General features: G+C 44.9%; 26 protein-coding genes. 15 read left to right on the top strand and 11 right to left on the bottom strand.

Features of this window, described 5'->3' with window-relative positions:
* Nucleotides 1–19 precede the first annotated feature (19 nt).
* Both NIES593_RS06625 and rimO read right to left on the bottom strand, forming a co-directional pair.
* Nucleotides 20–1,438 carry a DEAD/DEAH box helicase gene (locus NIES593_RS06625; protein WP_073598826.1) on the bottom strand — a complete coding sequence of 473 codons (1,419 nt, stop codon included), beginning with the start codon at nt 1,436–1,438 and terminating at the stop codon, nt 20–22.
* A gap of 95 nt (nt 1,439–1,533) precedes the next feature.
* On the bottom strand, nt 1,534–2,874 hold the full coding sequence (gene rimO, locus NIES593_RS06620) for a 30S ribosomal protein S12 methylthiotransferase RimO (RefSeq protein ID WP_073598878.1): 1,341 nt from the start codon (nt 2,872–2,874) through the stop codon (nt 1,534–1,536).
* A 193-nt stretch (nt 2,875–3,067) separates the two neighbouring features.
* Here rimO and btpA point away from each other — a divergent pair, with 193 nt between their 5' ends.
* The 4 genes from btpA to NIES593_RS06600 all read left to right on the top strand — a co-directional run bounded on the left by btpA (nt 3,068) and on the right by NIES593_RS06600 (nt 7,514).
* On the top strand, nt 3,068–3,916 hold the full coding sequence (gene btpA / locus NIES593_RS06615; protein WP_073598825.1) for a photosystem I biogenesis protein BtpA: 849 nt from the start codon (nt 3,068–3,070) through the stop codon (nt 3,914–3,916).
* Between the two features lie 56 nt (nt 3,917–3,972).
* A complete protein-coding gene (locus tag NIES593_RS06610) occupies nt 3,973–4,962 on the top strand; it encodes a vitamin K epoxide reductase family protein (RefSeq protein WP_073598824.1) in 990 nt (329 codons plus the stop codon).
* Between the two features lie 167 nt (nt 4,963–5,129).
* Nucleotides 5,130–6,209: a uroporphyrinogen decarboxylase gene (hemE, locus tag NIES593_RS06605; protein WP_073598823.1), complete on the top strand. Its 1,080-nt coding sequence runs from the start codon at nt 5,130–5,132 to the stop codon at nt 6,207–6,209.
* Between the two features lie 351 nt (nt 6,210–6,560).
* Nucleotides 6,561–7,514 (top strand): NAD-dependent epimerase/dehydratase family protein, encoded by a 954-nt coding sequence (locus tag NIES593_RS06600; RefSeq protein WP_073598822.1) that lies wholly within the window; start codon nt 6,561–6,563, stop codon nt 7,512–7,514.
* Nucleotides 7,515–7,526: 12 nt separating this feature from the next.
* Here NIES593_RS06600 and NIES593_RS06595 read toward each other — a convergent pair whose 3' ends face one another.
* Complete coding sequence (locus NIES593_RS06595) at nt 7,527–8,783, bottom strand: MFS transporter (RefSeq protein WP_073598821.1); 1,257 nt, start codon at nt 8,781–8,783, stop codon at nt 7,527–7,529.
* Nucleotides 8,784–9,079: 296 nt separating this feature from the next.
* On the opposite strand from NIES593_RS06595, the gene NIES593_RS06590 reads away from it, so the two are divergent.
* From NIES593_RS06590 to NIES593_RS06550, 9 genes are all read left to right on the top strand, one after another.
* The gene (locus NIES593_RS06590) at nt 9,080–10,270 is read left to right on the top strand and encodes a glycosyltransferase family 2 protein (RefSeq protein WP_073598820.1); all 1,191 of its coding nucleotides are present in this window, start codon (nt 9,080–9,082) and stop codon (nt 10,268–10,270) included.
* Between the two features lie 37 nt (nt 10,271–10,307).
* A complete protein-coding gene (locus NIES593_RS06585) occupies nt 10,308–10,991 on the top strand; it encodes a class I SAM-dependent methyltransferase (protein ID WP_073598819.1) in 684 nt (227 codons plus the stop codon).
* Nucleotides 10,988–11,941 (top strand): lysylphosphatidylglycerol synthase transmembrane domain-containing protein, encoded by a 954-nt coding sequence (locus NIES593_RS06580; RefSeq protein WP_073598818.1) that lies wholly within the window; start codon nt 10,988–10,990, stop codon nt 11,939–11,941. The genes NIES593_RS06585 and NIES593_RS06580 overlap by 4 nt, the downstream gene beginning before the upstream one ends.
* Before the next feature lie 29 nt (nt 11,942–11,970).
* Nucleotides 11,971–13,230 carry a DegT/DnrJ/EryC1/StrS family aminotransferase gene (locus tag NIES593_RS06575; RefSeq protein ID WP_073598817.1) on the top strand — a complete coding sequence of 420 codons (1,260 nt, stop codon included), beginning with the start codon at nt 11,971–11,973 and terminating at the stop codon, nt 13,228–13,230.
* Between the two features lie 38 nt (nt 13,231–13,268).
* On the top strand, nt 13,269–14,018 hold the full coding sequence (locus NIES593_RS06570) for a class I SAM-dependent methyltransferase (protein WP_073598816.1): 750 nt from the start codon (nt 13,269–13,271) through the stop codon (nt 14,016–14,018).
* 15 nt (nt 14,019–14,033) lie between these two features.
* Complete coding sequence (locus NIES593_RS06565; protein ID WP_073598815.1) at nt 14,034–15,614, top strand: NAD(P)-binding protein; 1,581 nt, start codon at nt 14,034–14,036, stop codon at nt 15,612–15,614.
* A gap of 53 nt (nt 15,615–15,667) precedes the next feature.
* A complete protein-coding gene (locus tag NIES593_RS06560; protein ID WP_073598814.1) occupies nt 15,668–15,859 on the top strand; it encodes a hypothetical protein in 192 nt (63 codons plus the stop codon).
* A gap of 95 nt (nt 15,860–15,954) precedes the next feature.
* Complete coding sequence (locus NIES593_RS06555) at nt 15,955–17,634, top strand: hypothetical protein (RefSeq protein WP_217651837.1); 1,680 nt, start codon at nt 15,955–15,957, stop codon at nt 17,632–17,634.
* Nucleotides 17,635–17,723: 89 nt separating this feature from the next.
* Nucleotides 17,724–18,986, top strand: a complete 1,263-nt coding sequence (locus tag NIES593_RS06550) for a hypothetical protein (protein ID WP_073598812.1) — start codon at nt 17,724–17,726, stop codon at nt 18,984–18,986.
* 152 nt (nt 18,987–19,138) lie between these two features.
* Here NIES593_RS06550 and NIES593_RS06545 read toward each other — a convergent pair whose 3' ends face one another.
* From NIES593_RS06545 to NIES593_RS06515, 7 genes are all read right to left on the bottom strand, one after another.
* Nucleotides 19,139–20,695: a bifunctional ADP-dependent NAD(P)H-hydrate dehydratase/NAD(P)H-hydrate epimerase gene (locus NIES593_RS06545; RefSeq protein WP_073598811.1), complete on the bottom strand. Its 1,557-nt coding sequence runs from the start codon at nt 20,693–20,695 to the stop codon at nt 19,139–19,141.
* Nucleotides 20,692–21,843 carry a WD40 repeat domain-containing protein gene (locus tag NIES593_RS06540; protein ID WP_073598810.1) on the bottom strand — a complete coding sequence of 384 codons (1,152 nt, stop codon included), beginning with the start codon at nt 21,841–21,843 and terminating at the stop codon, nt 20,692–20,694. Before NIES593_RS06540 ends, NIES593_RS06545 begins: the two co-directional genes overlap by 4 nt.
* Nucleotides 21,840–22,274: a heavy metal-responsive transcriptional regulator gene (locus tag NIES593_RS06535; protein ID WP_073598809.1), complete on the bottom strand. Its 435-nt coding sequence runs from the start codon at nt 22,272–22,274 to the stop codon at nt 21,840–21,842. Before NIES593_RS06535 ends, NIES593_RS06540 begins: the two co-directional genes overlap by 4 nt.
* The gene (locus NIES593_RS06530) at nt 22,271–22,558 is read right to left on the bottom strand and encodes a hypothetical protein (protein WP_073598808.1); all 288 of its coding nucleotides are present in this window, start codon (nt 22,556–22,558) and stop codon (nt 22,271–22,273) included. The genes NIES593_RS06535 and NIES593_RS06530 overlap by 4 nt, the downstream gene beginning before the upstream one ends.
* Before the next feature lie 149 nt (nt 22,559–22,707).
* Nucleotides 22,708–22,878 carry a hypothetical protein gene (locus NIES593_RS23965; protein WP_175561053.1) on the bottom strand — a complete coding sequence of 57 codons (171 nt, stop codon included), beginning with the start codon at nt 22,876–22,878 and terminating at the stop codon, nt 22,708–22,710.
* A gap of 140 nt (nt 22,879–23,018) precedes the next feature.
* Nucleotides 23,019–24,488: a phosphoglucosamine mutase gene (glmM, locus tag NIES593_RS06520; RefSeq protein WP_073598806.1), complete on the bottom strand. Its 1,470-nt coding sequence runs from the start codon at nt 24,486–24,488 to the stop codon at nt 23,019–23,021.
* A 205-nt stretch (nt 24,489–24,693) separates the two neighbouring features.
* On the bottom strand, nt 24,694–24,993 hold the full coding sequence (locus NIES593_RS06515) for a DUF7734 family protein (protein ID WP_073598805.1): 300 nt from the start codon (nt 24,991–24,993) through the stop codon (nt 24,694–24,696).
* Nucleotides 24,994–25,091: 98 nt separating this feature from the next.
* Between NIES593_RS06515 and psb28 the strand changes: the two genes are divergently transcribed.
* Nucleotides 25,092–25,427 carry a photosystem II reaction center protein Psb28 gene (psb28, locus tag NIES593_RS06510; RefSeq protein ID WP_073598804.1) on the top strand — a complete coding sequence of 112 codons (336 nt, stop codon included), beginning with the start codon at nt 25,092–25,094 and terminating at the stop codon, nt 25,425–25,427.
* Nucleotides 25,428–25,481: 54 nt separating this feature from the next.
* A complete protein-coding gene (locus NIES593_RS06505; RefSeq protein ID WP_073598803.1) occupies nt 25,482–25,997 on the top strand; it encodes a MogA/MoaB family molybdenum cofactor biosynthesis protein in 516 nt (171 codons plus the stop codon).
* Nucleotides 25,998–26,062: 65 nt separating this feature from the next.
* On the opposite strand, the gene NIES593_RS06500 is transcribed toward NIES593_RS06505, so the two are convergent.
* Nucleotides 26,063–26,623, bottom strand: coding sequence for a response regulator (locus NIES593_RS06500; RefSeq protein WP_073598802.1), 561 nt, complete (start codon nt 26,621–26,623; stop codon nt 26,063–26,065).
* Nucleotides 26,624–26,666 lie beyond the last annotated feature (43 nt).

Here is a 26,666-nt window from a genome sequence, read left to right as displayed (position 1 = left end):
TTTCCCTTTAGTCGATGCGTCAGCGCACTTGATTCTGAGAGACAGGCTTTCTGTCTGACGAGCGATTGTTTTTGTTGTATTTGCGCTTGAGATTGGGTTTGGGTAAGGGAGCTGCCGCAGGGACTTCCCAATCGGTTTTCATCCAGTTGGGACAGTTTTGGTCGTACATCATTTGCAAAGCTGCTGCTGCGATCGCCTGCGGGTCGTATTCGGCACTTAATTCCCGCACGAGGGGCAAGAAAGAAGCCATCCGTTCTCCTGCCAAAGATTCCTTAATCTGCGCTTGCAGTTTTTCTAAGCGCTTGGCTTCTACTTGAGAGCGAGTTGGAATGCGGCTGACTTCTATGTTTTGGCGGAGACGGCGTTCGATTTGCTTGAGCGCTCGGCGATCGATCGGTTCTACCAAAGCAATTGCCGTTCCTGTCTTGCCTGCTCGTCCGGTGCGACCGATGCGGTGAATGTAGGTTTCGGCATTATCTGGCAGGTCGTAGTTAATTACGTGGGACAAATTCTCCACGTCCAGACCTCGCGCCGCAATATCAGTTGCTACCACTAAGCGAATTTTTCCTTCCCGGAAGCGCTGCACTAGTCGTTCTCGTTGCACTTGGCTGAGATCGCCATGATACTCATCGACGGATTGACCGGCTTCTTGCAGCTTGCTTGTCAGTTCGGCTGCCGTTTGCTTGGTGCGCACGAAAATAATTGCCGATTCTGGGGATTCTATTTCTAAAATCGGTTGCAAGGCTTTAAGTTTCGTCCAGCCGCGAGGAACCATATAAACATGCTGCTCGATTTTAGCGGGAGCCGCTTGTGGCTGTTCTACGGTTACGGTAACGGGAGATTGTAAGAATTGATTGACCAACTCGCGAATTTCTCGCGGCATAGTTGCCGAGAAACAAGCCGTCTGACGAGTTGCTGGCGTCTGTTTGAGGATCTTTTTCACGTCGTCGATGAAACCCATGCTCAACATTTCATCGGCTTCGTCGAGTACGACAAAACGAAGTTGGTCTAAGATGAGTTTTTTGCGATCGAGCAGGTCGATGACACGTCCGGGAGTGCCTACGACGATCTGAACGCCTCGTTCCAGACTGCGGATTTGACGTTCGATCGATTGACCGCCATAGACTGTAAGAACGAAGAGTCGGCGATCGCCTGTAAAATCTTTAATCGCTTCGGCAACTTGTTGGGCTAATTCTCTCGTCGGCGTTAAAATTAGTGCTTGCACGGCGGAATTTCGTCCGTCGATCGCATCGAGAATTGGCAGCGAGTAGGCTGCGGTTTTTCCCGTTCCGGTTTGCGATTGACCGACAACATCGCGACCTTCTAGTAGCAGGGGAATTGCCTGGGCTTGAATATTTGTAGGATTGATAAAACCTAAATTTTCTAACTGTTTGACTCTAGTGTCTGATAATCCTAAGCTTTTGAAGGAAATAGTCATAATTGAGCGTGATTAGGTGTTAGTTATGCGTTAAAATCTGAAAAATTGACCCTAAACTTTCTATTTTTAGCGAATTTATGCCAGTTTGAGCCGTTTTATTCTTCCCAAGCAACTTCGCCATAGAGGTCGTAGATATCGAAATCGGTAATTTTGACTGGCACGATTTCATTTAATGCCCCTTCTTCATTTAATGCCCCTTCTCCTCGAACGTAAACCACTCCGTCCACTTCTGGAGAAAAGCGCGCCGAACGTCCAATAAATTCCAGCGTTTCGGGATTTTCTTGCTCGATGAGGACTTCAACGGTTTGCCCGACGCAAGCGCGATTTTTCTTTTCGGAAATGGGTTGTTGCACTTGCATTAAAAGATCTCGCCTCTCCTCCATCACCTCCTGAGGAATTTGATTGGGCATGGTGTAGGCTGGCGTTTCTTCTTCCGGCGAGAAAGTAAAAACGCCTACGTGGTCGAATTCGTGGCGCTTGACAAAATCGACTAAATGGGCAAAATGCTCGTCGGTTTCTCCGGGAAAGCCGACGATAAAGGTCGTTCGCAAGACAGCTTCTGGAATCGAAGCTTTAATGCGTTCGATAATAGCATCGTTAACGCGCCCTTGCCAGGGGCGATTCATTGCTTTGAGAATATCTTGATGGGAGTGTTGTAAGGGTAAATCTAGATAGGGCAGAACGTTGGGTACCTCTCGAATAGCGTCGATAACTTTTGGAGTCAGTCCGGTCGGATAAGCATAGTGCATCCGAATCCAAGGAACGTCAACTTTTCCCAGCGCCCGCAAGAGTTCGGCTAGCTTTGGCTCTCCATACAAGTCTAACCCATAATTGGTTGTAATTTGGGAAATTAAGATGATTTCTTGTACGCCCTGATCGGCCAGTTGTTGGGCTTCTGCGACGATCGATTCGATGGAGCGCGATCGCTGGTTGCCTCGCAAGTGGGGAATGATACAAAAAGCACAGCGATAGTCGCATCCCTCAGCAACTCGCAGGTAAGCGACTCCTTCGTTTGTCGTGCGGTAGCGAGGGGTCGTTTCGTCGGCGATGTACGTCGGTTGGTCAGAAACTTCTTTGACTCGTTCGCCTACCTCTGCTCGTTCGATAACTTCAACGATTTTGTGATAATCCCCAGTTCCGACTATGGCAACCGCTTCCGGTAACTCTTCGAGTAGTTGTTCGCGGAAATGCTGCGCCATGCAGCCAGAAATAATAATTTTTTTGTCGGCTTCTGCTAATTCGACTAAGGTCCGAACGGACTCTTCTCTAGCGGCTTGAATAAAACTACAGGTATTAACGATAACGTAATCAGCTAAATCTTCGTTGGCATCTACTCGATAGCCAGCTTTAGCCAGCAAGCCCAACATGTGTTCGGAGTCGATTCGATTTTTCTCGCAGCCTAAATGGGAAATGGCAATGGTTGGCTTGTTGCCCATTCGATTGAAAATTTTAGAAAGGGTTGGCAATAATTTTTTCACAATTTATTAAGATATTTTAACTGATTTTGGAAACGAGCGCAGATCTCGAAGTAAAAATTTTGCTCGCCATCCGAGACCTATTCTCGATACAATTTTTTATTGGACATAAAGCAGATGGCAGACAAACAGGCGGTGCATTAGGTAGATTTCAGTGAACTTAACTCAAATTTTCAACACACCCAATCCGATTATCGGCGTTGTTCATCTGTTGCCGTTGCCCACCTCGGCGCGTTGGGGGGGCAGCCTGAAAGCGGTTATCGAGCGAGCAGAACAGGAAGCAACCGCGTTAGCGGCCGGAGGCGTAGACGGAATTATAGTCGAAAATTTCTTTGACGCTCCCTTTGCGAAAGATTGCGTCGATCCGGCGGTGGTGAGCGCGACGACGTTGATTGTCGATCGCATTATGAATTTGGTAGTCGTACCAGTAGGGATCAATCTATTGCGCAACGATGCCAAAAGTGCCCTCGCGATCGCGTCTTGCGTCAACGCTCAATTTATCCGCGTCAACGTACTTACCGGAGTAATGGCAACCGATCAAGGACTCATCGAAGGACAAGCCCATCAACTGATGCGCTACCGTCGAGAACTGGGCGCTGACGTAGCGATCCTAGCAGACGTACTCGTCAAGCATGCCCGTCCTCTGGGAATGCCCAATCTGACGACAGCCGTCCAAGAAACCATCGAACGCGGTTTAGCCGATGCAGTCATTCTCTCCGGTTGGGCAACGGGAAGTCCTCCGAGTTTCGAGGACTTAGAACTGGCAACTGCGGCGGCAAAGGGAACCCCCGTTCTCATCGGCAGCGGCGCAACCTGGGAAAATATCGGTCAACTGATGAAAGCTGCCGACGGCGCGATCGTTGCTAGTTCCCTCAAACGGAACGGAAAAATTACCGAACCCGTCGATCCGATTCGAGTTGCTCAGTTTGTCGAAGCGGCACGCCAAGTCGCGGCTGCCAAAGAAAAATTTAAATCTGTAACTTCTGTTAAGCTAACTCAGTGAGACATTGTTACAATCGCTGATAGTGAAAAGCCACTACCGATAACTGGTAACTGACTATGAGTCGCCGACGTACTCTTCCCTGGATTCATCGTTGGTCGCGTCCAATCATTGGCGCGATCGCTATTGTTGGAGCGATCCTCACCGCCTATTTAACCATCACAAAATTAACAGGCGGAGACGTTGCCTGCACTGCTGAGGCTGCCCAAGCGGCAGGGGGCTGTAAAGACGTGCTAGACAGCGCTTATGCCTATCCGTTCGGTCGTTCTGGATCACCTCTGTCCCTCTTTGGTAGCCTCGCCTATATCGGTATGGCGACCTTTGCTTTGAGTCCGTTGTTTGTTAGCCCAGAAACCAACAAAGGACTGAGGAAACAACTAGAAGACTGGACTTGGCTGCTCTTACTGATCGGCGCAACGGCAATGACAGTTTTCAGCGGCTATTTAATGTTTATTCTAGCCACCGAACTCAAAACGCCTTGTCCGTATTGTATCGGTTCCGCCATATTTTCCCTCAGTTTGTTGGTGCTAACCATTGTCGGGCGCGAATGGGAAGAGTTAGGGCAAATTGTTTTCACCGCAATGATCGTTGGAACTATAACGATTGTGGGAACTTTAGCCGTATATGCTAATGTCGATACCCTTCCAACCGCACAAGGAGGACGCATTCCCATTCCCGAAGCGAAAACCAATCCTCAACCCCCCTATGGTTGGAAAATCACCACAACTTCTGGAGAAGCAGAAATTGCCCTGGCAAAACATTTAAAAGCTATCGGTGCGAAAGAATACGGGGCATTTTGGTGTCCTCACTGCTACGAACAAAAACAGCTACTCGGACAAGAAGCCTTCCAAGAAATTAACTATATCGAGTGCGATCCCCAAGGCAATAATCCACAACCTCAAGCCTGCGCCGATGCCAAGATTCAGTCTTTCCCAACTTGGGAGATTAACGGGAAGATACATCAAGGCGTTAAATTACCGGAAGAATTAGCCAAGCTTTCGGGCTATCAAGGTCCAACGAACTTTAAATATACAATGCCGGGACGGTAAACAACACCGATCTTTAGACAAAACGGACTCAGCCCGCTTAGGCGGGCTATTCTATTCTTGGGAAGATTTTTTCGAGACGGGAATTAACAATGATAAGCTAAACGAATGTGCTATACAGACACATAAAATGCCCCGATAACACAAAATTTTTTTGGTTAGGAGATTATATGGCTGGGTCAATGGAGATACCCTATCTTTTAAGAGCGGCGCGTGGCGAAGCAGTAGACCGTCCTCCCGTGTGGATGATGCGGCAGGCGGGGCGCTATATGAAAGCCTATCGAGATTTAAGAGAGAAGTATCCTTCTTTTCGCGATCGCTCGGAAATCCCAGAAGTGGCGATTGAAATTTCTCTGCAACCTTGGAAAGCCTTCCAGCCAGACGGCGTAATTTTGTTTTCCGATATCGTCACGCCTTTGCCTGGTTTGGGCATCGATATGGATATTGCCGAAGGGAAAGGACCAATTATTCACGCTCCCATCCGCACATCCGAACAAGTCGATAACCTACGTTCCCTCGAACCAGAAGAGTCTCTACCGTTTATCAAAACCATCTTACAGGCTCTGCGCTCCGAAGTTGGCGATCGATCTACAGTTTTAGGCTTTGTGGGTGCGCCTTGGACGCTAGCAGCTTATGCAGTGGAAGGAAAAGGTTCCAAAACCTACTCCATCATCAAAAGCATGGCATTCTCAGACTCAACGATATTGCATCGGTTGCTCGGAAAACTTGCAGATGCGATCGCAACCTATGTCCGCTACCAAATTGACTGTGGCGCTCAGGTAGTACAAATGTTTGATTCGTGGGCAGGTCAACTGAGTCCCCAAGACTATGACACTTTTGCCCTTCCCTATCAAAAGCGGGTATTCGAGCAGGTGAAGCAAACCCATCCAGATACGCCCTTGATTCTTCTTGTCAGTGGCAGTGCAGGCGTGCTAGAGCGAATGGCTCTCTCAGGCGCAGATGTTGTCACCGTAGACTGGACGGTGGATATGGCAGAGGCACGGACAAGATTGGGCAAGCAGGTGAAAGTCCAGGGAAATCTCGACCCTGGCGTGCTATTTGGCTCTAAGGAATTTATTCGCGATCGCATTTTTGACACCGTTAAAAAGGCTGGTAACTGGGGACACATTCTCAATCTCGGTCATGGCGTTCTCCCAAACACGCCAGAAGAAAATGTGGCTTACTTCTTTGAGACGGCAAAACAAGTGAGATACAAAGAAGCGAAATATGCAGTCGGAAGTATCAGTTGACGAGGGATTTTGGATTTTAGATTAAGGTCTTCTGGGACAAGCCATTTGTACATTAGTTTCTTGAGATAGAACCTCAAGCTTCTCGTTCCCAGGCTGAGCCTGGGAATAGTTAACTGACACGACCTCACCCCAACCCCTCTCCCAGAGAGGGAGAGGGGACCTCAACTTAAGACTTTTGTCTGAAGTCCCTTCGCTCCTTCTGGGAGAAGGGATTTAGGGATGAGGGAACCAAGATTTATCGGTCAACCCGGCCTGGGAACAATGGTTAGAGAGCTGTTGTCTCTAGTCCAAATCGAGATCGATGCTACAGGAGAAAATATTAAAATTTAAACGGCAAAATTAATCTTTAATATGCGAATTTTTTTAACAGGTGCGAGTGGCTGTATCGGTCACTATTTGGCGGAGGCACTAATTCAAGAAACCAAACACGAACTATTTTTATTAGTTAGAAATCCAAATAAGCTGAAATTTGATTATAAGGCACGTCCTGGAATAACGATTTTACAGGGAAATCTGCAAGAGATCGAAAAATATAGCGAGTTACTTAAAACGATAGAAGTTGCTATTTTAGCAGCTACCAGTTGGGGTGGAGCCGTTGAATCATTTGAAATTAACGTTCTCAAAACGATCTGCTTAATCGAGTTGCTCGATCCAAAGATATGCGAGCAAGTCATTTACTTTTCTACAGCTAGTATTTTGGATAGTAATAATAATTTGCTCAAAGAAGCAGGCGAAATTGGAACCGATTATATTCGCACCAAATATGAATGTTATTCTCGATTATCTAAACTTGCATTAGCATCTAAAATTACCAAAGTATTTCCTACTTTAGTATTCGGAGGCGATGAAAATAAACCCTATTCTCATATTGCCGCTGGTTTGCCCGATGTTGTTAAGTGGATAGACTTAATTCGTTGGTTTAAAGCAGACGGCAGCTTTCACTTCATCCACGCACGAGATATCGCTCAAGTCATTAAATATTTAGTCGATCGTCCTCCATCTGAGACATCTAGCAGGCAATTTATCTTAGGATATCAACCGACAACCGTTAATGAAGCTATAGAAGAAATTTGTGCTTATTTTAATAAAAGAATTTATTTTCGCATTCCTTTATATGTTTGGTTAGCTAATTTTTTTATAGCTGTATTTCGGGTTCAAATGGCTGCTTGGGATAGGTTTCTTCTTAATAATCGGCATTCTACTTATCAAAATATCACTAGCCCTGAAAGCTTTGGCTTAACGAATTATTGTTCTACGGTGACAGATATTTTAAAAACTCGTGGAATTTCTCAAACAGAAATATAGGAAGAATTTGAATTAATCTAAAGCATAAAGATCCTTTCCTTTACCGAAAGCAAAGCGAAGGGAATCGCTCAAGTTTTTATTGCATAGGGTAATAAATAATGCTAAGGAGATCGAGGCTAAACTAATCCCTACAGAAAATAAGCCTCGATAGCCTATAATTGCTGTTAAGGATCCTAGAATTGGACCCGCAAGCGCGATCCCGACATCAAACCCGCCAATACAAACCGCATAAACTTTTCCGCGTTCGCCGTCGTAAGAACGATCCGAAAGTAAAGCAATCGTCATGGGAATCAGCACGCCGCCTCCCGCCCCTTCTAAAATTGCAGCAAGAATAAACAAAGACGGCGTGGTCGCGGAGCTTAATAGTAGCATCGATAGGCTATAGCAGGTTAAACTAGCTGTGATGAATAGTCCTCGACCGTAGCGATCGCTCGCTCTACCGACAAAAATGCGGACGGAAAAACTAGCGATCGCGGCTGCCGTATAAAATAATCCTGCATTTAAATCGAGATCGATCTCTCGAATAAACAAAGGCAAGAATGACGCTAGCGTTCCAAATAACAAGCCAACGAGCAACATAATTAGAGTTAGCACCAGAAAAGAAGGAGCAATAAAAATTTCCCAAAACTTTCGACTTTGAAATAGAGTGACTTCATCTTCTAGTTGTTGAGAAGAGATAGTTTGCCGACTGTCTTGTGTTATTCGACTGGCTAAGACAAAACCCAAAAAACCCAAACTGGCAGAAACCCAAAATAGAGGCGTATAACCGACAGAAGCTTGCAAATATCCCCCCAAAGCGGGACCGATTGCCATGCCGATAGGAACGGCTAAACTCATGTAACCGATTAATTCTCCCCGTTGCTTCACGGGCGATATATCCACTACTAAAGCGCTATATCCCGTTGTAAACGCAGCAATACTAATCCCGTGAAATGCCCGGATTGCCATCAAAGGATAAATAGACTGCACGAACAGATAACCCAATGGTGCAATCCCACCGACCACAGTTCCAATTAGCACGACTATTTTACGACTTTTTTGGTCGGCTAATTGCCCCAGCCAAGTTCGGGAGAGCAACAGACCAATCGCAAAACAGCCCATTACTATTCCTACCTGCTGTGGCGTTCCGCCAAGATCCTCAACATAGGCGGGTAAAGTTGGCAGCAAGGTAGTAATACTCGTCCAAAAGAACAGACCAGTCGCAAATAAAACGAGCAGATTGCTCAGTTGTTCTGGTTTTAGTGTCTTAAAAGTTTTAAGAGCTTTCACGGGTTAGAGGGGGTTGAGAACGCTAAAAAATTCTTTAATTTACATAATTTTAATAAATCTTCAAATATCTTAACCACTCTTGACTCAATAAAATCTGTCACTATACTGAACTTGTTGACTACTTTACTCCAGCATAAGCAACAAATTTTCTAGTTTTTTTGGATATTTATCTAGCTTTATCTGCAATTTTGACAATCTTGATTTATTCAGAGGTTTAGCGAGTAAAGTTAAACTTCTTCAATAGCACAAGATTTACTTCGCATTAGCTCGTAAGAGTGAGCCAGGTTTAAGAAATCATGATAAATCCCTTAAATTTCAGTCAATCGCCTGACATTAAAGCCCTCTCTCCCGAACTTTCTATTGTCATGCCTTGCTTAAATGAAGCAGAAACCCTAGCCACCTGCATCAAGAAAGCTCGGCAATACTTAGACCAACACCAGATTGCGGGTGAAATTGTCGTTGCTGACAACGGCAGTACGGATGGATCGCAGGAGATTGCTATTCGCATGGGTGCCCGCGTCGTTCATGTCGAGCAGAAAGGATATGGTAGCGCCCTGCGGGGTGGAATTGCTGCTGCCAACGGGAAGTATATCATCATGGGCGATGCCGACGATAGTTACGACTTTACTCAGCTAGATCCCTTTCTCGAACAACTGCGTGCAGGTCACGACTTGGTAATGGGAAATCGCTTTAAAGGCGGCATCAAACCAGGGGCGATGCCGCCTTTGCACAAATATCTAGGAAATCCCGTGCTGACATGGATAGGGCGGCTGTTTTTTGCTAGTCCCTGCAAAGATTTTCACTGCGGACTGCGAGGTTTTAGAAAAGACGCGATCGCAGCACTCGATTTGCGCACCTCTGGGATGGAATTTGCCAGTGAAATGGTGGTTAAAGCCACCCTGCATAAGATGAAAATTACTGAAGTCCCGACGACCCTCTCTCCCGACGGTCGCAGCCGTCCTCCGCACCTGCGTAGCTGGCGAGATGGTTGGCGGCATTTGCGTTTCCTGCTGCTCTACAGTCCGCGCTGGTTGTTTCTCTATCCTGGCGCACTGCTGATGCTTGTGGGTTTAATCGTCGGAATTTGGCTTCTACCGGGACCGAGAGGACTCTTCGACATCCACACGCTCCTATTCGCAGCAACGGCAATTCTGGTGGGCTTTCAAGCCGTTCTTTTCGCCGTATTCACCAAAATTTTTGCGATTAGCGAAGGACTACTGCCTGAAGATCCCCGATTGAACAGGTTATTTCGCTATATCGATTTAGAGAAAGGACTGATTGTCGGCAGCCTGTTGTTGTTAGCTGGAATAGGGGGTTCTATCTATGCTTTTGGCATTTGGGGAACCCAAGATTTTGGCGTACTCGACCCTACCAAAACGATGCGAATCGTTATCCCGGCAGTGACTTCCCTGTCGCTTGGTTTTCAGATCGTTCTATCGAGCTTCTTTTTGAGCGTACTGGGATTAAAGCACCGAGAAATTGTTTGATTTTTTAGTAAACCTGACTACTGGAACGGCTTAGCTTATGACTTCCTCGACCTATAAAGAAAGCCCTTACATCGGACCTAAAATTGGCGGTTTTGCTACCAAACTCTCTTGGTACGCTCGTCAAAAAATGTTTGAGTCGCTGATGCAAGTAGCCCGCGTAACGCCAGAGACCACAGTATTAGATGTGGGAGTCACTTCGGATCGCCGCGAAGATTGCAATTTTTTTGAGCGGCTCTATCCCTATCCTCAAAGCCTTACGGCTTCGGGAATAGAGGACGCATCATTTCTAGAACAAGAATATCCAGGACTAAAATTCGTACAAGCCGATGGGCTGAATTTGCCATTTGCCGATAAAAGCTTCGATCTGGTCGTCAGTTTTGCCACGATCGCCCATGTAGGAAATCGCGACAAACAAAAAGCTTTCGTTCGCGAACTCTGTCGCGTCGGACGGACTTGTTTCATTACCACGCCAAACCGCTGGTATCCTGTAGATTTAGTGACGGGTTTTCCCTTCATTCACTGGCTTCCCCCCGCCTGGTTTCGCCAAATTCTGACCTGGGTCGGTCAAGATTTTTGGGCTAAGGAAGAGCATTTTAATATCCTCTCGGAAAAAGACATGCTCGGTTTTTTTCCAGTGAATGTTAAAGTGACTAAAAAACATTTCCGGCTCTTTGGTCCGATTTCAAACCTGTTATATTACGTTGAAACTGAAAACTCATGACCATCAGTCATTGGCGTAATTTTGCCCGTGGAGCGATCGGGATTGCGATCGGCGCAGCTTTTTTATGGCTCTCCCTACGTCAAACCAGTTGGGAGCAAGTAAGCGCGATTCTCTTCCAATCTAATGTGGGATGGCTGTTTATTTCGCTTGGTTTCTACGTTGCCGATCTTTGGCTGAGGGTATCGCGTTGGCGCATCTTGCTCTGCGATATCAAAACTCTCTCGTTTCAATCGGTCGGCATTGCGCTGATAGTGGGATACGCAGCCAACGTCGTTCTGCCTGCTCGCCTGGGCGAATTAGTCCGAGCAGATTTTGCTGGGCGGCGCTATCGTCTGTCTCGTTCTGCAATGGTCGGTTCTATTTTGGCAGAGCGAGTCTTAGATGGTCTGATCGTCGTACTTTACTTGGTTCTAGGACAGTTATTTATTCCCGATCATCCACTCCTAAGCAGTCTTACGGCAGTCAGCGCCCTACTTTTTATCAGCATTTTTATCGCCCTTTTGCTTTTGGGTAAAAAGTCTGGCTCTGGAAAGGATTGGCTTGACCGTTTTCCGAATGCCATTTCTAGCCGCGTAGAAAGTTTTCGCCAAGGCTTGAGCGTGATGCGCGGAGTTGGCGCGGTGCGGGTTGTCAATCTCTCTCTCATTATTTGGCTGCTGGAGGCGCTCGTTATTTGGTCGGTATTAAAGGCAGTCAATGTGTCTCTGGGTGTATGGGAGATGCTGCTGGTAACGGGCGTAACCAGCTTGAGTTCCCTCATTCCATCTGCTCCCGGCTTCGTCGGCACCTATCAGTATGCTTTCGCTTTTACGTTGGGCTTATTGGCTTACAAGCCTGCACAGGGCATAGCCGCAGCAACGGCTATCCAAGTTTTTCTGATGGGGAGCTTGGTAGTAGTAGGGCTGGGACTCTATATGTATCTAAATCTAGTCAAACCCGATCGCTCCTAAGCACGTTTACCTCGCGAGGCATATTAACGATGTTAACTTTTGCACCCAATCCTCGATATCGAATTTACACTAATCGAAATAGCTATCTTTTCTTGTTAGAAGATTTACTACTGAGAAAACGCTCCCCCGAAGACCGCAAAGAAATTGAAATTCTGGAAAAAGAACTCTGTAGCCGATTTGGCACCGAGTATGCGGTCTGCGTTCCTCAGAATCGGGTAGGCGTGTACCTCACCGTCAAGGCGCTGATCAAACCGGGTCAGGAAGTCATCATGTCTCCCTACACGATTGTCGATATCACCAACATGGTGATTAGTGCGGGAGGTCGTCCGGTATTTGCCGATGTTGACCGCCAGACGTGTAATATCTCCGTTGCCGAAGTCGAACGCCTTATCAATTCCAATACGGGGGCAGTTTTGATTACTCACCTACACGGACTGGCTGCCGAGGCGCACCGGATTAAGGAGATCTGCGATCGCTTTAACGTTCCCTTAATTGAGGATTGCGCTCAGGCATTTGGCACCAAAGAGCAGGGCAAGCCAGTCGGCGCGATCGGAGATGCTGGCGTATTCAGCTTTGGAATGTACAAAAATATCAATACCTGGCTGGGAGGAGCCGTAATTTCCAATCGCCAAGATGTCATTGAGAAAATCCGCACCGAGTTAGCGAGTTTTGCCTATCCTCCTTTACCATATTTATTAAAAAAAGTCAAGTCTGGTTTATTTGCCGACATTGCCACCAATCCCCTTGTCTTTAAATTATTTACCTACTGGATTTTCCGATTTGGCTTTCTCAACGATATTGAATTTATCAATAAAATCGTCCGCATCGAACTCGATGCCAGTCGAAAAGATAAGCTGCCCGAATCCTACAAATCCCAGTTTGTTCCCTTTCAAGCTCGTCTCGCCTTATCCCAGCTCGACAAGATCGATCGCGATAGCAAGGTGAGAATTGAAAATGGTCTGACTTATTATGAGGGACTCAAAGATATTAAGGAATTAATTATCCCTCCCGATCGCCGCGATTTTTCCCATATTTATACTTATTTCCCGATTCAATATGCCAAAAGAGACGAGCTTCTCAAGTTCATGATGAAGCATTGTCGCGATGTGGCGGCTCAACATTATCACAATAATGCCGATTTACCAGCCTTTAAGGAATTTTATCGCGATTGCCCCAATGCAAGGCACGTCTCTGAGGAGTTAATCTTCTTACCAACCTATCCCCGTTATTCTCGTTCTGAAGTGGAGAAGAATATTGCAGTTATACGCAAATATTTTGGTCTGAATTAGAGAAAGTTTCAGCAAACAACTTCAAACGAGAGAAATCTATGGATACACAACAATTGCAGAAAACTCACTATGACACAATTGCCGCAGAATATACAGCCCATTATGGAGATATTTGGAGTCAAAAATATCGCTATAAATTTTTTAACCAACCCATGTTTGCTAATATCGCCCTTGCTGACAAGAAAGTAGTTGAGGCAATGTGTGGCAGCGGCGAGACGACGGGCTATCTTTTAGAGAATGGAGCTAGAGTAATAGGAATCGATATATCGGAGCAGGAAATTAGTCATTTCCGAGAACGTTGGACGGATTGCGAGGCGATTTGCGCTTCAATCTTGGAAACTGGTCTAGAAAGTAACTCCTGCGATGTTGTGGCGATTGTAGGCGGGTTGCATCACGTCCATCCCTATGTTTCAGATGCGATCGCAGAAATTTATCGCATCTTAAAACCTGGCGGTTATTTATGTTTCTTGGAACCCCATAAAGGATCTTTCCCCGACGCAATTAGAAATTTTTGGTACAAGCGCGATCGCAAATATTTTGCAGACAATGAGGAAGCCATTGATTTAGACCAATTAAAAAAAGAGTTTTCATCAAAATTTTCCTTTGTTAAGGAACAATACAAAGGCAACGTAGCTTATCTCTTCGTCCTAAGCTCCTTAATATTGCGGATCCCTCTGAGTTGGAAGCCTATCTATTCACCATTTCTTTTGTGGCTTGAATCTCTAATAGAAAAGTTCCAAGGAAAATTATTTTCTTGTGTTGTCATTTGTCAGTGGCAAAAAAGATAAGTACGTAGGAAAGATATGAGATATATCATTGGCTCTGGTCCTGCCGGAGTAGCTTGTGCCTATGCGCTAGTCCAAAAAGGTTTGGATGTGACAATTATTGACGCTGGTTTAGAGCTAGAACCGCAGCGAAGAGAAGTTGTCGAGCAATTAAGTAGAAATCAACCCCAAGAGTGGGATGCGGCTCGCCTAAATTTTATCCGCAAAGGGATGGCGATTGAAAGCAAGGGCGTTCCTCTCAAGCTTATTTATGGTTCCGATTTTCCCTATCGCGAAACCGACAAATACATTCCCATCGTTCAAGCGGGAGTAGAGAGCAATCCCTCATTAGCCAAAGCAGGTTTAAGCAATGTGTGGGGAGCGGGAGTCCTCCCCTTTTTACAGTCGGATATTGCCCAATGGCCGATTGCGATCGCTGACTTAGCTCCACACTACGAATCCGTGCTCTCATTCATGCCTTTCTCGGCAATCAAAGACGACCTAGAATCGCTCTTTCCCTTGTACGGTAGTAACTACCAAAAATTATGTCCGAGCAAACAGGCTGTAGCATTGATTGAAGATTTGAAACTAAATCAAAATAGACTCGAAGCGCAAGGGTTTAAATTTGGCTATTCTCGCCTAGCCATTCGTACCCAACCCAATGCCAATGACTTCGGATGCGTCTATTGCGGGTTGTGCATGTATGGCTGTCCTTATGGTTTAATTTACAATACTTCATCGACCCTAGAACAACTCAAACAAGCTAAAAACTTTAATTACATTAAAGATGTTGTTGTTGAAAAGATAGTTGAGTCAAACGGGAGCGCAAGAATCGTTGCTCGCTCTAGAATAACTGACGAATCGTTGAATTTTGAAGCCGAAAAAGTGTATTTAGCCTGTGGAGTTTTGTCCACGACTAAAATAATGCTTGAATCTTTGCAAGCTTACGATCGCGTTTTGTCGATTAAGGATAGTCAATATTTTCTCCTGCCATTTCTTCGCTATAGAAATATCAAGGGTGTAGTCAATGAAAAACTCCATACTCTAGCACAAGTTTTCATTGAATTATTCGATAAAAGTCTAAGCGAGCATACTATTCATTTAGGGATTTATACATATAACGATCTATATTTATCATTCATTCAGAAAATAGTGGGTCCTCTCTATCCACTTTTTAAGATTCCAACCGAAGAACTACTCGGTAGGTTAATGGTTATACAGGGATATCTCCATTCGGATCTTTCACCAACTATTTCAGTACGATTAGAAAAAAATAGCAGCGAATCTACGAGCAAATTAATTCTCAGTGTTAATCAAAATAATCTGACTAGGAAAGTTATCAGAGGAGTTATCGCTAAGCTATTGAGTCAGCAAAAATATCTGAAGGGAATCCCAATACCACAATTGTTACGTATTGCTAAAGCCGGAAGAAGTTTCCATAGCGGTGGAGTTTTTCCAATGAGATTGAATCCCTCGGACTTTGAGAGCGATATTCTGGGACGACCATTAGGGTTTCAAAACGTTCATATTGTAGATGCTACAGTTTTTCCTTCCATTCCAGCAACAACGATTACACTAACTGTAATGGCGAATGCTCACAGAATTGCATCTAATAGCTAAAAGGAAAAGAGGAACGAAGACTTTTTGACAATTGTATTTAAGTTGAAATAACAATGAGTATTCTCAATCGTGCTCTAGCAATAACTTCATACTTATTTGCCTTTGGCTGGGGAATTTTTATTCTTTTATCTTTCATCGGGTGGGGAGGATTAATCAATCGCATTCTTTTTCCTAAAGACCGAGTTGACTGGGGACAAAGATCTGCCTGGGGATGGCTTTTACTGTTTGTGTTGGCGGAGTTTTGAATCTTACGTGGACTATTTCGCGAACAACAATTTTAATTTACTTAGGAATTGGTTTTCTGAATTGTATAGTCGATTTTTACCAAAATAGGCGATCGTTGAGAAATTTGTTAGATCGGGGACGCAACTGTTTCCAGGATAAGCTATTTATTCTTGGCGTTTTTATCGTTTTTTTACTGATTTTAATAGAGTGTACTGGCTGGGTTCGTACTCATATATTTGAACGCAGCGATGATTACCAAGGCTATTTAGTCTTTCCTCAGAAGATGATCCAGATAGGATCTATCGGAGCCGATCCTTTTAACGAAAGAAGAATGGTTGCGTTAGGAGGACAATCATTCTTACAAACTCTCGTTCTTACTGTGCTTGAAACCCAAAATTTGAATCTTATCGATCCGGGAATTGCTTTAGTGATATCCCTAGGAATTCTGATAGGTTATCTCAGAAAAAAACATATATCTAAGTATCTCTCTATTTTTCTACTTATCGTCTTTCTGATTCTTCCTTATCCCAAGCCGAATATTTCAATTACTGTAACTCCTGTTGCTCTTTTTTTGAGTTTTTTTGTTTTGCTTGATGACGATAACTTAAAATTAAATATTTTTTTTTCTAAGGCTTTGATTATAGCAATTATTGCAGCAGCAATTTGCTCGTTAAAAGCTAGTCTACTTCCGACCTGTGTTCTTTTATTTTTTTCTAGTTATTTATTTTATATTCTTGGTTCTGGAAGACAATGCAAAACTGCAATTTATGAATTTATTATCTCGTTCCTATTAGTGTTTGTATTTCTTTTGCCTTGGATGATATCGATGTACCAATCATCAGGAACTTTATTATATCCACTTTTAGGCAAAGGCTATCATGGATCTGTATACGGTACTTATCTATCGCCTTCAAGCGAACTAACATTTTTAAGCTCAATTCAAATTATTATTAAATTAATATTTTGGATTTATTTTTTTGTTTTTATAGTACTTGGCTTGTTGTGCTTTTTATTCCTACCGCAGGCTGTTAATAAACGGGGCTTAATTCCTTCGTTAATAATTAGCGTTGGGTTAGGAGCGATCGCGGTAACTTTATCTGCTGGAGGTTCATCTAGTAGCTTCTATCGCTATCCATTTCCTTTTCTTTATGCGGCAATATTTATATTGCTAGTCAATGCTTGTGCTAACCCAGAAGATACAAATAAAAACAAGGTTTCAGCTTCCAGTCTTTTGCTTATTGCCATGGTGACCATCGGTATGCTCATTGGGGGTAGCGGTGCAATTGGTCATGTTAACTGGCAGAGGTATGCAAACTTATTAATAGGTAATATCAGAGTGGGATTAAGTAATAGACCGTTAGTTTCCGCTCAAGAAATCGAACAATATATCAAAATGCAGCAATCTATTCCAGAGTCAGCAACTATTTTAACCAGACTAGAAAAACCTTTTCTCCTAAATTTTAAGCGGAATCAAATTTTTGTAGTTGACTGGCCTGGCGGAGCTAGTCCTCCGCCAGGAATGCCTTTCTTTCAAGGAAGTGAAGTTTTAGCTGACTATCTAATTTCAAAATCTATAAAATATGTTGTTTATTCTTATGCGAAAGAAGCAGGTTTTCCACGCAAGAAAGCGATCGAGTTGCTCAAGCCAAACGTACATGTCTGGTTCCGAACAACTGCAAAGCATGCTTTAGATTTTCAAGATAATCTTATCAAACTGAGCAACACTAGAAAAAAAATATACGATGATGGTGATATTTTTATTCTCGACCTTTTAAAGATCCAAAGTAAAAAATAAGTTTTTTCTTACCATCTAGGTTAACAATTATTATAAACTTGGTTGCTGAAATTATTATAATTTTTTAGTAATATAGGGGTTAAATAATCATGAGCATTATCGATCCTAACAAAGCAGTAAACTCATACTTATTTGCCTTTTTCTGGGGAATTTTTATTCTGTTGTCTTGCATCGGTTGGGGAGGAGCGATCGCACGTTTTCTTTTTTCAAAAAACCGAGTTGGCTGGGGTCAAAAAGCGGCTTGGGGAATTGCTTTTAGTATTATTTTTGGAGGAGTACTCAATCTTACTCGGACAATTTCGCCGACAACAATTATGATTTTCTTTAGCTTAGGCGTAATTGTTTGGGCAATCGATTCTTACCAGAATAGAAACTTAATTTTAAATAGTCTATTTCAGCATCTTCGCGATTGCCAGAAAGATAAATTTGTTTTAGTTGGTTCTATTTTAGCAATCGTGCTGATTTTCGTTCAATATGCAGGTTGGGTTTCTAATGCTTCATTTCACGGACATGACGACTATCACGCCTATTTTGTCTTTCCCGAAAAGATGTTGCAAATCGGATCGATGGGAGCAGATCCTTTCAGCGAACGAAGGCTGGTATCTTCTCTAGGAGGACAATCATTTTTACATACTTTTGTTCTGAGCGTTCTTTCAGAACAAAATCTTCGTATTATCGATCCGGGAATTGCCTCGATCGCGGTTTTCGGACTTATCCTGGGGTTGATTCAAGAAAAAAATCTCTCGAAAAGAATAACAATTTTAATCTTGATCCCATGGCTGTTGATAATTCCAGCGTATAGAAATTCTACCAGTAACGTTACTGGACTGGCTCTATTTTTGAGCCTTTTTTGTACTCTCAATTGGGAGAAATTAAAAGCTAATAAATATATAGCCAATGCTGTAATTATAGCTGCGATAACCGCAGCGCTCTGTGCTGCAAAAACTAATTTAATTCCAGCCGCTGTTATTTTCGTGTCTTCTAGTTACTTTTTTTATATCGCTAGAACGGAAAATAAACAAAAAGTAATATTGGAGTTTTTAGCAGTCATAGTATTCACATTCGTCTTTCTTCTTCCTTGGATGATTTCGCTGTATCAATCGTCGGGAACCTTACTCTATCCTCTGTTAGGAAAAGGCTATCATGGCTCGGTATACGACGAAAAATACATACTGCCTTACAGCGAACTTCTCTCATTCAAAATGCTCTTTGAGGTGTTTAAAACTGTAATTGATGTTGATTATATTGCTCTTTTCTTACTAATTATTAGCTATGTTGGATTACAACTTTGGAGAAAACCGGAGTCGAAAGAGCGAGCTGCATCTGTAGCGCTTACAATTAGTGCCTGTTGATGTGCCCTGTGGTGCTAGTCCTCTCCTCGGCATGCCTTGTTTTAAGGGAGAAAAATTATTGGCAGATTATCTAACTTCCCAATCAATTGAAAAATGATATTATTCGCTTAGAAAATTACAAAAACTTTTGTAAGGATTCAGGTATAAGATAATTAGGTTTTATCGATCGCATTACTCAGAAATGGCAAGAGATACTGCGACAAGGTAAAAGCATCGACTCCTAACTCAGTACGCTCTTGAGCCGCCAAAATTCCCGCCTGCGCGTGCCACCAAGCCGCCGTAGCGACGAGGGCTTCTAACAATCCATCGGAAGTAGCCGATTGCGCTAATAAGCCCCCAATTAAACCTGTCAAGACATCTCCGCTGCCTCCTCGCGCCAGGGCAGGCGTACTTGTGGGAACTAACCAAACGGAACCTTGAGGATGAGCGATCGCGGTTCTGGCTCCTTTTAATAAGATAATTGCACCGCTTTGCGCTGCCGCTTTTTGTACTGCTTGAATGCGATCGCGATCCGGGCGATCGATATCGGGAAATAACCGTTTAAATTCTCCCAAATGAGGAGTAAGAACGGTTGGAGCTTTTCGTAGCGATAAACTTGCCATCGTACCCAACTGCGCCAAATTATTTAATCCATCTGCATCTAACACGAGCGGACATTCGGCTTTTAAAACCGCTTGGACGATCGATTGCGCTTGCTGAGTTAAACCGGGTCCGCAAGCGATGACTTGATACTTGCTGAAATCTGAAGCAATCGGGGGCAACTGGGCGATCGCGCCCGTCTCCGTTTCGGGACAGTCGATAATGAGAGCGTCGCTTAGGTGAGTTACCAACAAGGGTTTGAGCGATTCTGGCACGGCGATCGAGAGCATTCCTACTCCACTCGCCCTCGCTCCCAGTCCGGTAAGAATTGCGCCCCCAGCATAGCGACGAGAGCCGCAAATTACCAATAAATGTCCTTGCTTGTATTTATGCGTCACTGGGGGACGCGGGACGGGCAAATACTGCTTGGCACTGGATAGATTTATCTGTCGTATCGGTTCGCTTTGCGAGAGAATCGCCCATGCCTCTTGTGGCGGAACGCCAAAATCGATCCGTTCTGCCTTGCCAATGTATTCGAGCGCTGCATCCTGGAAAAAGCCCCGTTTCCATAGCCCCAAACACAAGGTATAAGTGGCGCGAACGGCGGTGCCTAAAACTTCTCCCGTATCCGTATGCAGCCCAGAGGGAATGTCGATACTGACGACAGGTTGCGACCATTCATTAAGGCGATCGATCGCCTCGGCGATTTCGCCAGAAAGCGATCGCTCCAGTCCAAAGCCGAATAATCCATCAATAATCAACTCGCAGTTTTGTAAAGACTGAAGATCCTTATGGGAAGGAATTCCCAAATTCTCGGCATATTCAGCGTGCTGTGCCGTCAAATCCTTTAGCTTGGCAAAAGGACGATATAGAGACACCTGATAGCCTGCCAGATGTAATTCGCGGGCAATAACTAAGGCATCTCCCCCATTGTGACCGGGACCAATTAAAATCCCTACCCGCGAGACTTGAGAAAGCGGGTAGAGTTGTCGAATGCGAGAAGCCGTCAGTCCTGCCGCTTTTTCCATCAGCGCCGCTACGGGCATTCCTGCCGCAAATATACGCGCCTCGATTTGACGCATTTGTTCGGCGGTGACGACGACTTGTTCGAGTTGTTGTTGCGGATTCATCGTTCCGATTCTTCTGAATCTTCTAATCTCTCTGGTTTTTCAGTTCCCTCTGCTTCCTCAGATTTTTTGGGTTGCTTGGCTAAGGCACTATCCCAAATATTAACTAGCGAATCGAGTCCTCCGCTAGCCAAATAGCGTCCGTTGGGACTAAAAGCCAAGGCAGTTACCCAATCTCTGTGACCGTAGTATCTTCCTACTAAATCTCCGGTTAGGATATCCCAAATGCGAATGCCGTCGTTGCTACCAGTCGCTAGGGTTCGTCCGTCGGGATTGAGAGCGATCGCGCGGACTCGACCGGTATGTCCGATCAGTGTATGGACTAGCGTTCCCGTTTCCAGATCCCAAATTTTTATAGTGCGATCGTCGCTAGCTGTGATGAGGAGCTTGCCATCGGGAGTAAACCTCAGTGCGGTAATAGCTTCTTGGTGAGGGAAGAATTCAGAGATAAAAGTTCCCTCTCTCACGTCCCAAAGTTGAACTCTGCCATCTCCATCGCCGCTGGCGACGATATACCCGTTAGGGTTGAAAGCAATAGCATAGACGGGGTTGCCTATCCAGCTTAACCGATAAAGAGGGCGGCGCGGCTTGAGAGTCCAGACGCGAATCCCATCTAAAGCGCCGCTAACCAAAATATTCCCGTCGGGACTAATGGCTACGGATAGAACTTGGGTGCTGTGTTCTAAGAAGGATGTTCTATTTTCTCTGTATTCTTTTCCCCTTGCCAAATCCCAGAGGTTAATGATAGTATCCGGTCCGCTAGTCACTAACGTTTCCCCATTGGGAGTAATTGCCATCGTCTGCACGTTGGTTCGTTGAGCGCGAAACTCGGCGACTTCTTCGCCCGAACTAACCGACCAAAAGCGCAGGGAACCATCATTTTCGCTACCGCCGCTGATTAGCGTTCGGCCGTCTCTCGTAAATGAGAGAGAAGTGATGCCTGTCAGGTGACCTGAGAGGGTATGAACTTTCAGCGCTTTTCTCCAGGGATTGGCTGAAAATACTCTTTCGGTTCCCGGCACGGGTTCGGAGGGAGCGGAAGGGTTTGGCTCTTGTGCGGTTAGTTCCTGCCCTCCTGGGAAAATTGCGAGGATTGTTAGGATTAGCGTCCAGTTAATTCGATTTTTCCGAGCTTCGCCCCTAAACTTCATATTTCTGATTGAATATTGGGACAGATTGTTTGGGCGATTTTCTCACGAGATGGCATATCTTGCCAACCCAATAGTATTCCTCGTAACTCAGATTGCAAAATTTCTAGGGCTTTTATTTGTTGTTGGATTAGCTCTAGCTTGTGCAACAGCATTTCTTTGGCAACTCCGCAGGGAAGTTCTCCGGCATCGCGAACCGAGAGAATTTTGCGGATGTCGTTGAGAGTGAGACCTAAAGACTGCGATCGCTTGATGAATGCAAGTCGATTGAACACCGATCTGTCAAAGAGGCGATAGCCGGATTTCGTTCTTTTTACCGAAGGAGTCAACAAGCCGAGTTCTTCGTAATAACGAATTGTTTTGACTGGCAAACCGCTTTCGGTCGCCACTTCACCAATTTTTAGCCATTGGTCGATCGCAGCAGTCGGATTCATCGCCGATGTCTTTCGTTAGTCAACATGGGTAATGGGGTTCGAGACGAGCTAGGCGGCAAATAATGTCTGGGAGTGTTTTCTGCTATCGCCGCTTGCGCTTTTTGCATTTGCCACCACCGCAGCAAGGCAGCCAAGAATACCATCATTAGCCCAAAAGATAGTAAGCTCCAGCGCGAGCCAAAACCGCCGATCGCCGCATCCACCGCTCCCACGATCGAAATGAAGCTAGCAATCGGTTCCTTGCGGTAAGCGACTTTTAAAAATCGAGGCAATAAAGCGTTCATCACTTGGCTCTAGATTCTCTAAGGATATTCGCGACTCTAACTTCAGCTTATCTTACCTGCCTCAAAAAGGCACCAAATGTAAAGTTCAATAATCATTAAGTATTTTCCCCTAGCCTCCTGCAAGACATAGGGGCAATACGTGTTATTTACTATTTCAAACCCAACCAGGCAAGTAAACCTTGTCCTGTAATGTACTCGATTAGAAGAGTCAAAACGAAGCCAATCATGGCTGCACGACCGTTTAACCGTTCTGCGTAGTCGTTGAATCCAAACTTGGGTTCCTCTAGTTTGGGCGTTTGGGTTGGTTGAGGTTCTGTCATCGTTTTCTGCATTTCCCGATCTCGGTAGTTACATTTCTTTACTTTCTATTGTAAGAGGATAAGCTTCAACCGTGAAAAGTTACCAATGTTGGGTAAGAAACCGACCAAATAACTAATAACTGATAACCGATCGCCGAATTTCAGGCAACTAAATATCGCTCGACGGCTTTAACCAATTGCTCGGACCAATATTGAGCCGATTGGGCGCAAGCCGACTCTACCATAACTCGGATTAAGGGTTCCGTACCCGATGCCCGAACCAAAACTCGTCCTCGATCGCCCATTTCGCTTTCGGCGCGAGCGATCGCCGCTTGTAGGGGGTCGCATTCTTGCCAGCGATCGCGGCGTTCGCGGTCTTCGACGCGGATATTCCGTAAAATCTGAGGGTAGGGTTGAAAGCTGCGATCGACTAATTCGGCTAAGGAAATTCCCAATTGACGCACTAAAGCGGCTAGATGCAGGGCGGTTTGTACGCCATCGCCAGAAACGCTGTGGTGATGGCAGATAATATGTCCCGACTGTTCGCCGCCCAGCATAGCTCCCGTTTGCCACATTTTTTCCTGAACGTAGCGATCGCCCACTGCGGTGCGAATCATTTGACCGCCAATCGCTTGCCAAGCTCGCTCGAAGCCGAGATTTGCCATAACCGTCGTGACGATCGAATTATCGGGCAATAAATTCTGATTTTTGAGCATCTGACCCCAAAAATAAAGAATATAATCGCCATCGATCGCTCGACCTTTGGCATCGACTGCCATGGCGCGATCGGCATCGCCATCGAAGGCAAATCCCATGTCGGCGCCAGATTCTTTCACTGCTGTTTGCAATAAATTGAGATGGGTGGAACCGCAGCTAACGTTAATGCGATCCCCGTCGGGGCGATCGTGCAAGCTAATCACTTCTGCCCCCAAAGCACGAAATACTGAGGGTGCGACTTTGACGGAGGCTCCCCAAGCCAAATCCAGAACGATTCGCATTCCCTGAAAATCGATACCTGCTGGGAGCGACTCCTGCAAAAACTGACCGTAATTTTTCACTAAAGCCTTGTGCTGATAGGATTTCCCCCAGGAAGTCGAAGCTTCGACGGTCGTTGTAGGAGCTAGATTGCTTCTCAATCCTTCCTCAATTCTCTGCGCTAGCGAATCCGATAGCTTGGTTCCCTCGCTGCTAAAAAACTTGATGCCGTTATCTTCTGGCGGGTTGTGACTGGCAGAAATCATAATTCCTCCGATCGCCTCGCTCATTCGCGTCAGGTAGGCAACGCAAGGCGTGGGACATAATCCCAATTGCCACACTTCCAGTCCGGCAGAGGTCAATCCGGCTGCTAGTGCCATAGAGAGCATGTCGCTGGAGTTTCTGGAATCTTGCCCGATAATGACGGGTCCGAGTTCGGAAGCGACTTCCCGCAACACTTGACCTGCCCAAAACCCCAATTGTAAGGCAAAAGGCGCGGTTAGTAACTCTCCTGCTTTCCCTCGGATGCCGTCAGTCCCAAATAGGGGAGACTTGGGAAGTTCGGGAAAGCGAGCAGAAGACTGAGCCAAGACGGATAGTTGTGGCTGTAGCGGATTAAAACGGCTATTTCCGTTACGGGATAGAGATGTTACCATAGTTCGAGCTTCCTCACACGACACACTCACAATAGAAGGATATAAAACTTAAAAGCCAATAGATTAAGTTTCAATAACACAATAATTGAGTTTTAAAATATTACTCTATCGCTAAAACAGTAAATTCTACGATTAGCTAATCTTGACGGCAGCTAGTCGCCTGGAGATTCAGGTAAATGATTAAATTTATTTATATTTGAATTCTCTAAGAACCGACTTCGGCTAAAAGAGCCTCCATCTGTTCGAGAGTCAATCCTTGCTGGATGTAGCGAGGTTTGGCAGGATTGTAGGGACTGGCAAGGCGATCGATCTTGATAATTTTTGCGTCTTCTGAAAGGATTGGCACGTCGGGATCGAAAGCCGTCGGATGCATCAGAGAACTAGAAAATCCTTTGAAGATAACAATTTGGTCGGGTTCGCCCCCGATTTCAATCTCGACTAACAAAATTTCTTGAGGGCGCTTGATAGTGTACTGTTCTAAGCGTTGCCCAATAGATTTTTCCACTGGTTTTCCCTGAATTTGCCTCTGATTTTTCTAAGCCGATCGCTTATTGATTGTGCGATGATGAAAAAATTACCAGTTAAATATGAGGATAACAAAAGATGGCTGAAATTCAATTTGCTAGAGGAGTTACGGAAGAAGTGATTCCAGAAGTTCGTTTAAGTCGCGCTCGCAACGGGCAAAATGGGATGGCGAAGTTTTATTTTGATTCGCCTAACATTTTCAGCAACGACACTCAAGAAGAAATTACTGGAATGTATTTAATCGATGAAGAAGGAGAAATCGTTACGCGGGAAGTCAAAGGCAAGTTTATTAATGGCAAACCAGAAGCTGTAGAAGCAGTTGTGGTTATGAATTCTCCTCAAGAATGGGATCGCTTTATGCGCTTTATGGAGCGATATGCCCAGGAAAAGGGGTTACAGTTTACCAAAGCGTAATTCAAAGCGATTGCGATCGTCAAGCGGCGATCGTCGATCGCAAGAAAAATCTCTATGACTTCAGTTCCTCACCCCGACCGCGATCTAATTTCTATCAATTGTGCGGTGATTACAGTTAGCGATACTCGCACGCCCGAAACCGATCGCAGCGGTCAACTCATCAAGCAATTGTTGCAACAAGCGGGTCATCGGGTTGGGGTTGGTGCATACGCCATTATTAAGGACGAACCGACGCAAATCGAGACACAGTTAAGGCAATTATCTGAGATTCCCGATCTTGACGCGATCGTTTTCAGCGGCGGGACAGGAATTGCACCTAGAGATACGACCTACGATGTCCTCTCAAAGTTATTAGAAAAAACGCTACCGGGATTTGGCGAGATCTTTCGCTATTTAAGCTATCAAGAAATTGGTTCGAGAGCGATCGCCTCAAGAGCAACTGCTGGCATTTATCGTCAGAAACTCATCTTTTCTCTCCCCGGTTCTTTTGATGCTGTGAAACTTGCCCTAGAAAAACTCATTTTGCCGGAACTGGTGCATCTAGTTCGACTGTTGCGATCGCAACAATAAGCGAGCGAATAACTAGAAAAGAGATATTTGAAGAAAAATAAAAGCTAGCAAGTTTCCCCGCTTTCCTATTTAATTCTCTGTTTAATAAACACGATAAGTTGAGATAACTGTTTTTTCAAGCTATTAATTTCATCCTGCATCTGAGCGATTTTGGCATTGAGTGTCTGAATTTCAGCAGCCGTATCCGATGAGCTAGAAGCTGCCGTACCAACGTTATTAGTAGAAGCAAACTCTACGGGTCTGGGATGCTTCTTCGCTTTTGCCATCGCTTCTCTGATAGCATCTACTAATTGTTTTTGATCGAAAGGTTTTTCAACAAAAGCAAAATAGTCGAAAGGTTCTGGAATTTTCTCCATCACCTCTTCTTTGCGACCCGACATAACGACTAAGGGAATAGTCTTTAGTTGATATTCTTTCTGAAGTTCTTGATAGACTTCCCAGCCGCTCATTTTGGGTAGGAGAAAATCTAACACGATCAAGTTAGGGTTTTCGGAGCGAATGAGATTATAACCTTCTAATCCATCTTTGGCTTCTATGACCTCAAAGGTGTTGGGAGGCAACATATCTCTGACACGCATTCTGATGACTTTACTGTCATCAATCACGAGAACTTTGTGAGTGGACACGATTAACTCTCCTTATACAAAGAGGTGATTGACTGCACTGACG

Source organism: Hydrococcus rivularis NIES-593, from assembly GCF_001904635.1.
Lineage (GTDB): Bacteria > Cyanobacteriota > Cyanobacteriia > Cyanobacteriales > Microcystaceae > Hydrococcus > Hydrococcus rivularis.
This window is presented reverse-complemented; position numbering and strand designations above follow the sequence as displayed.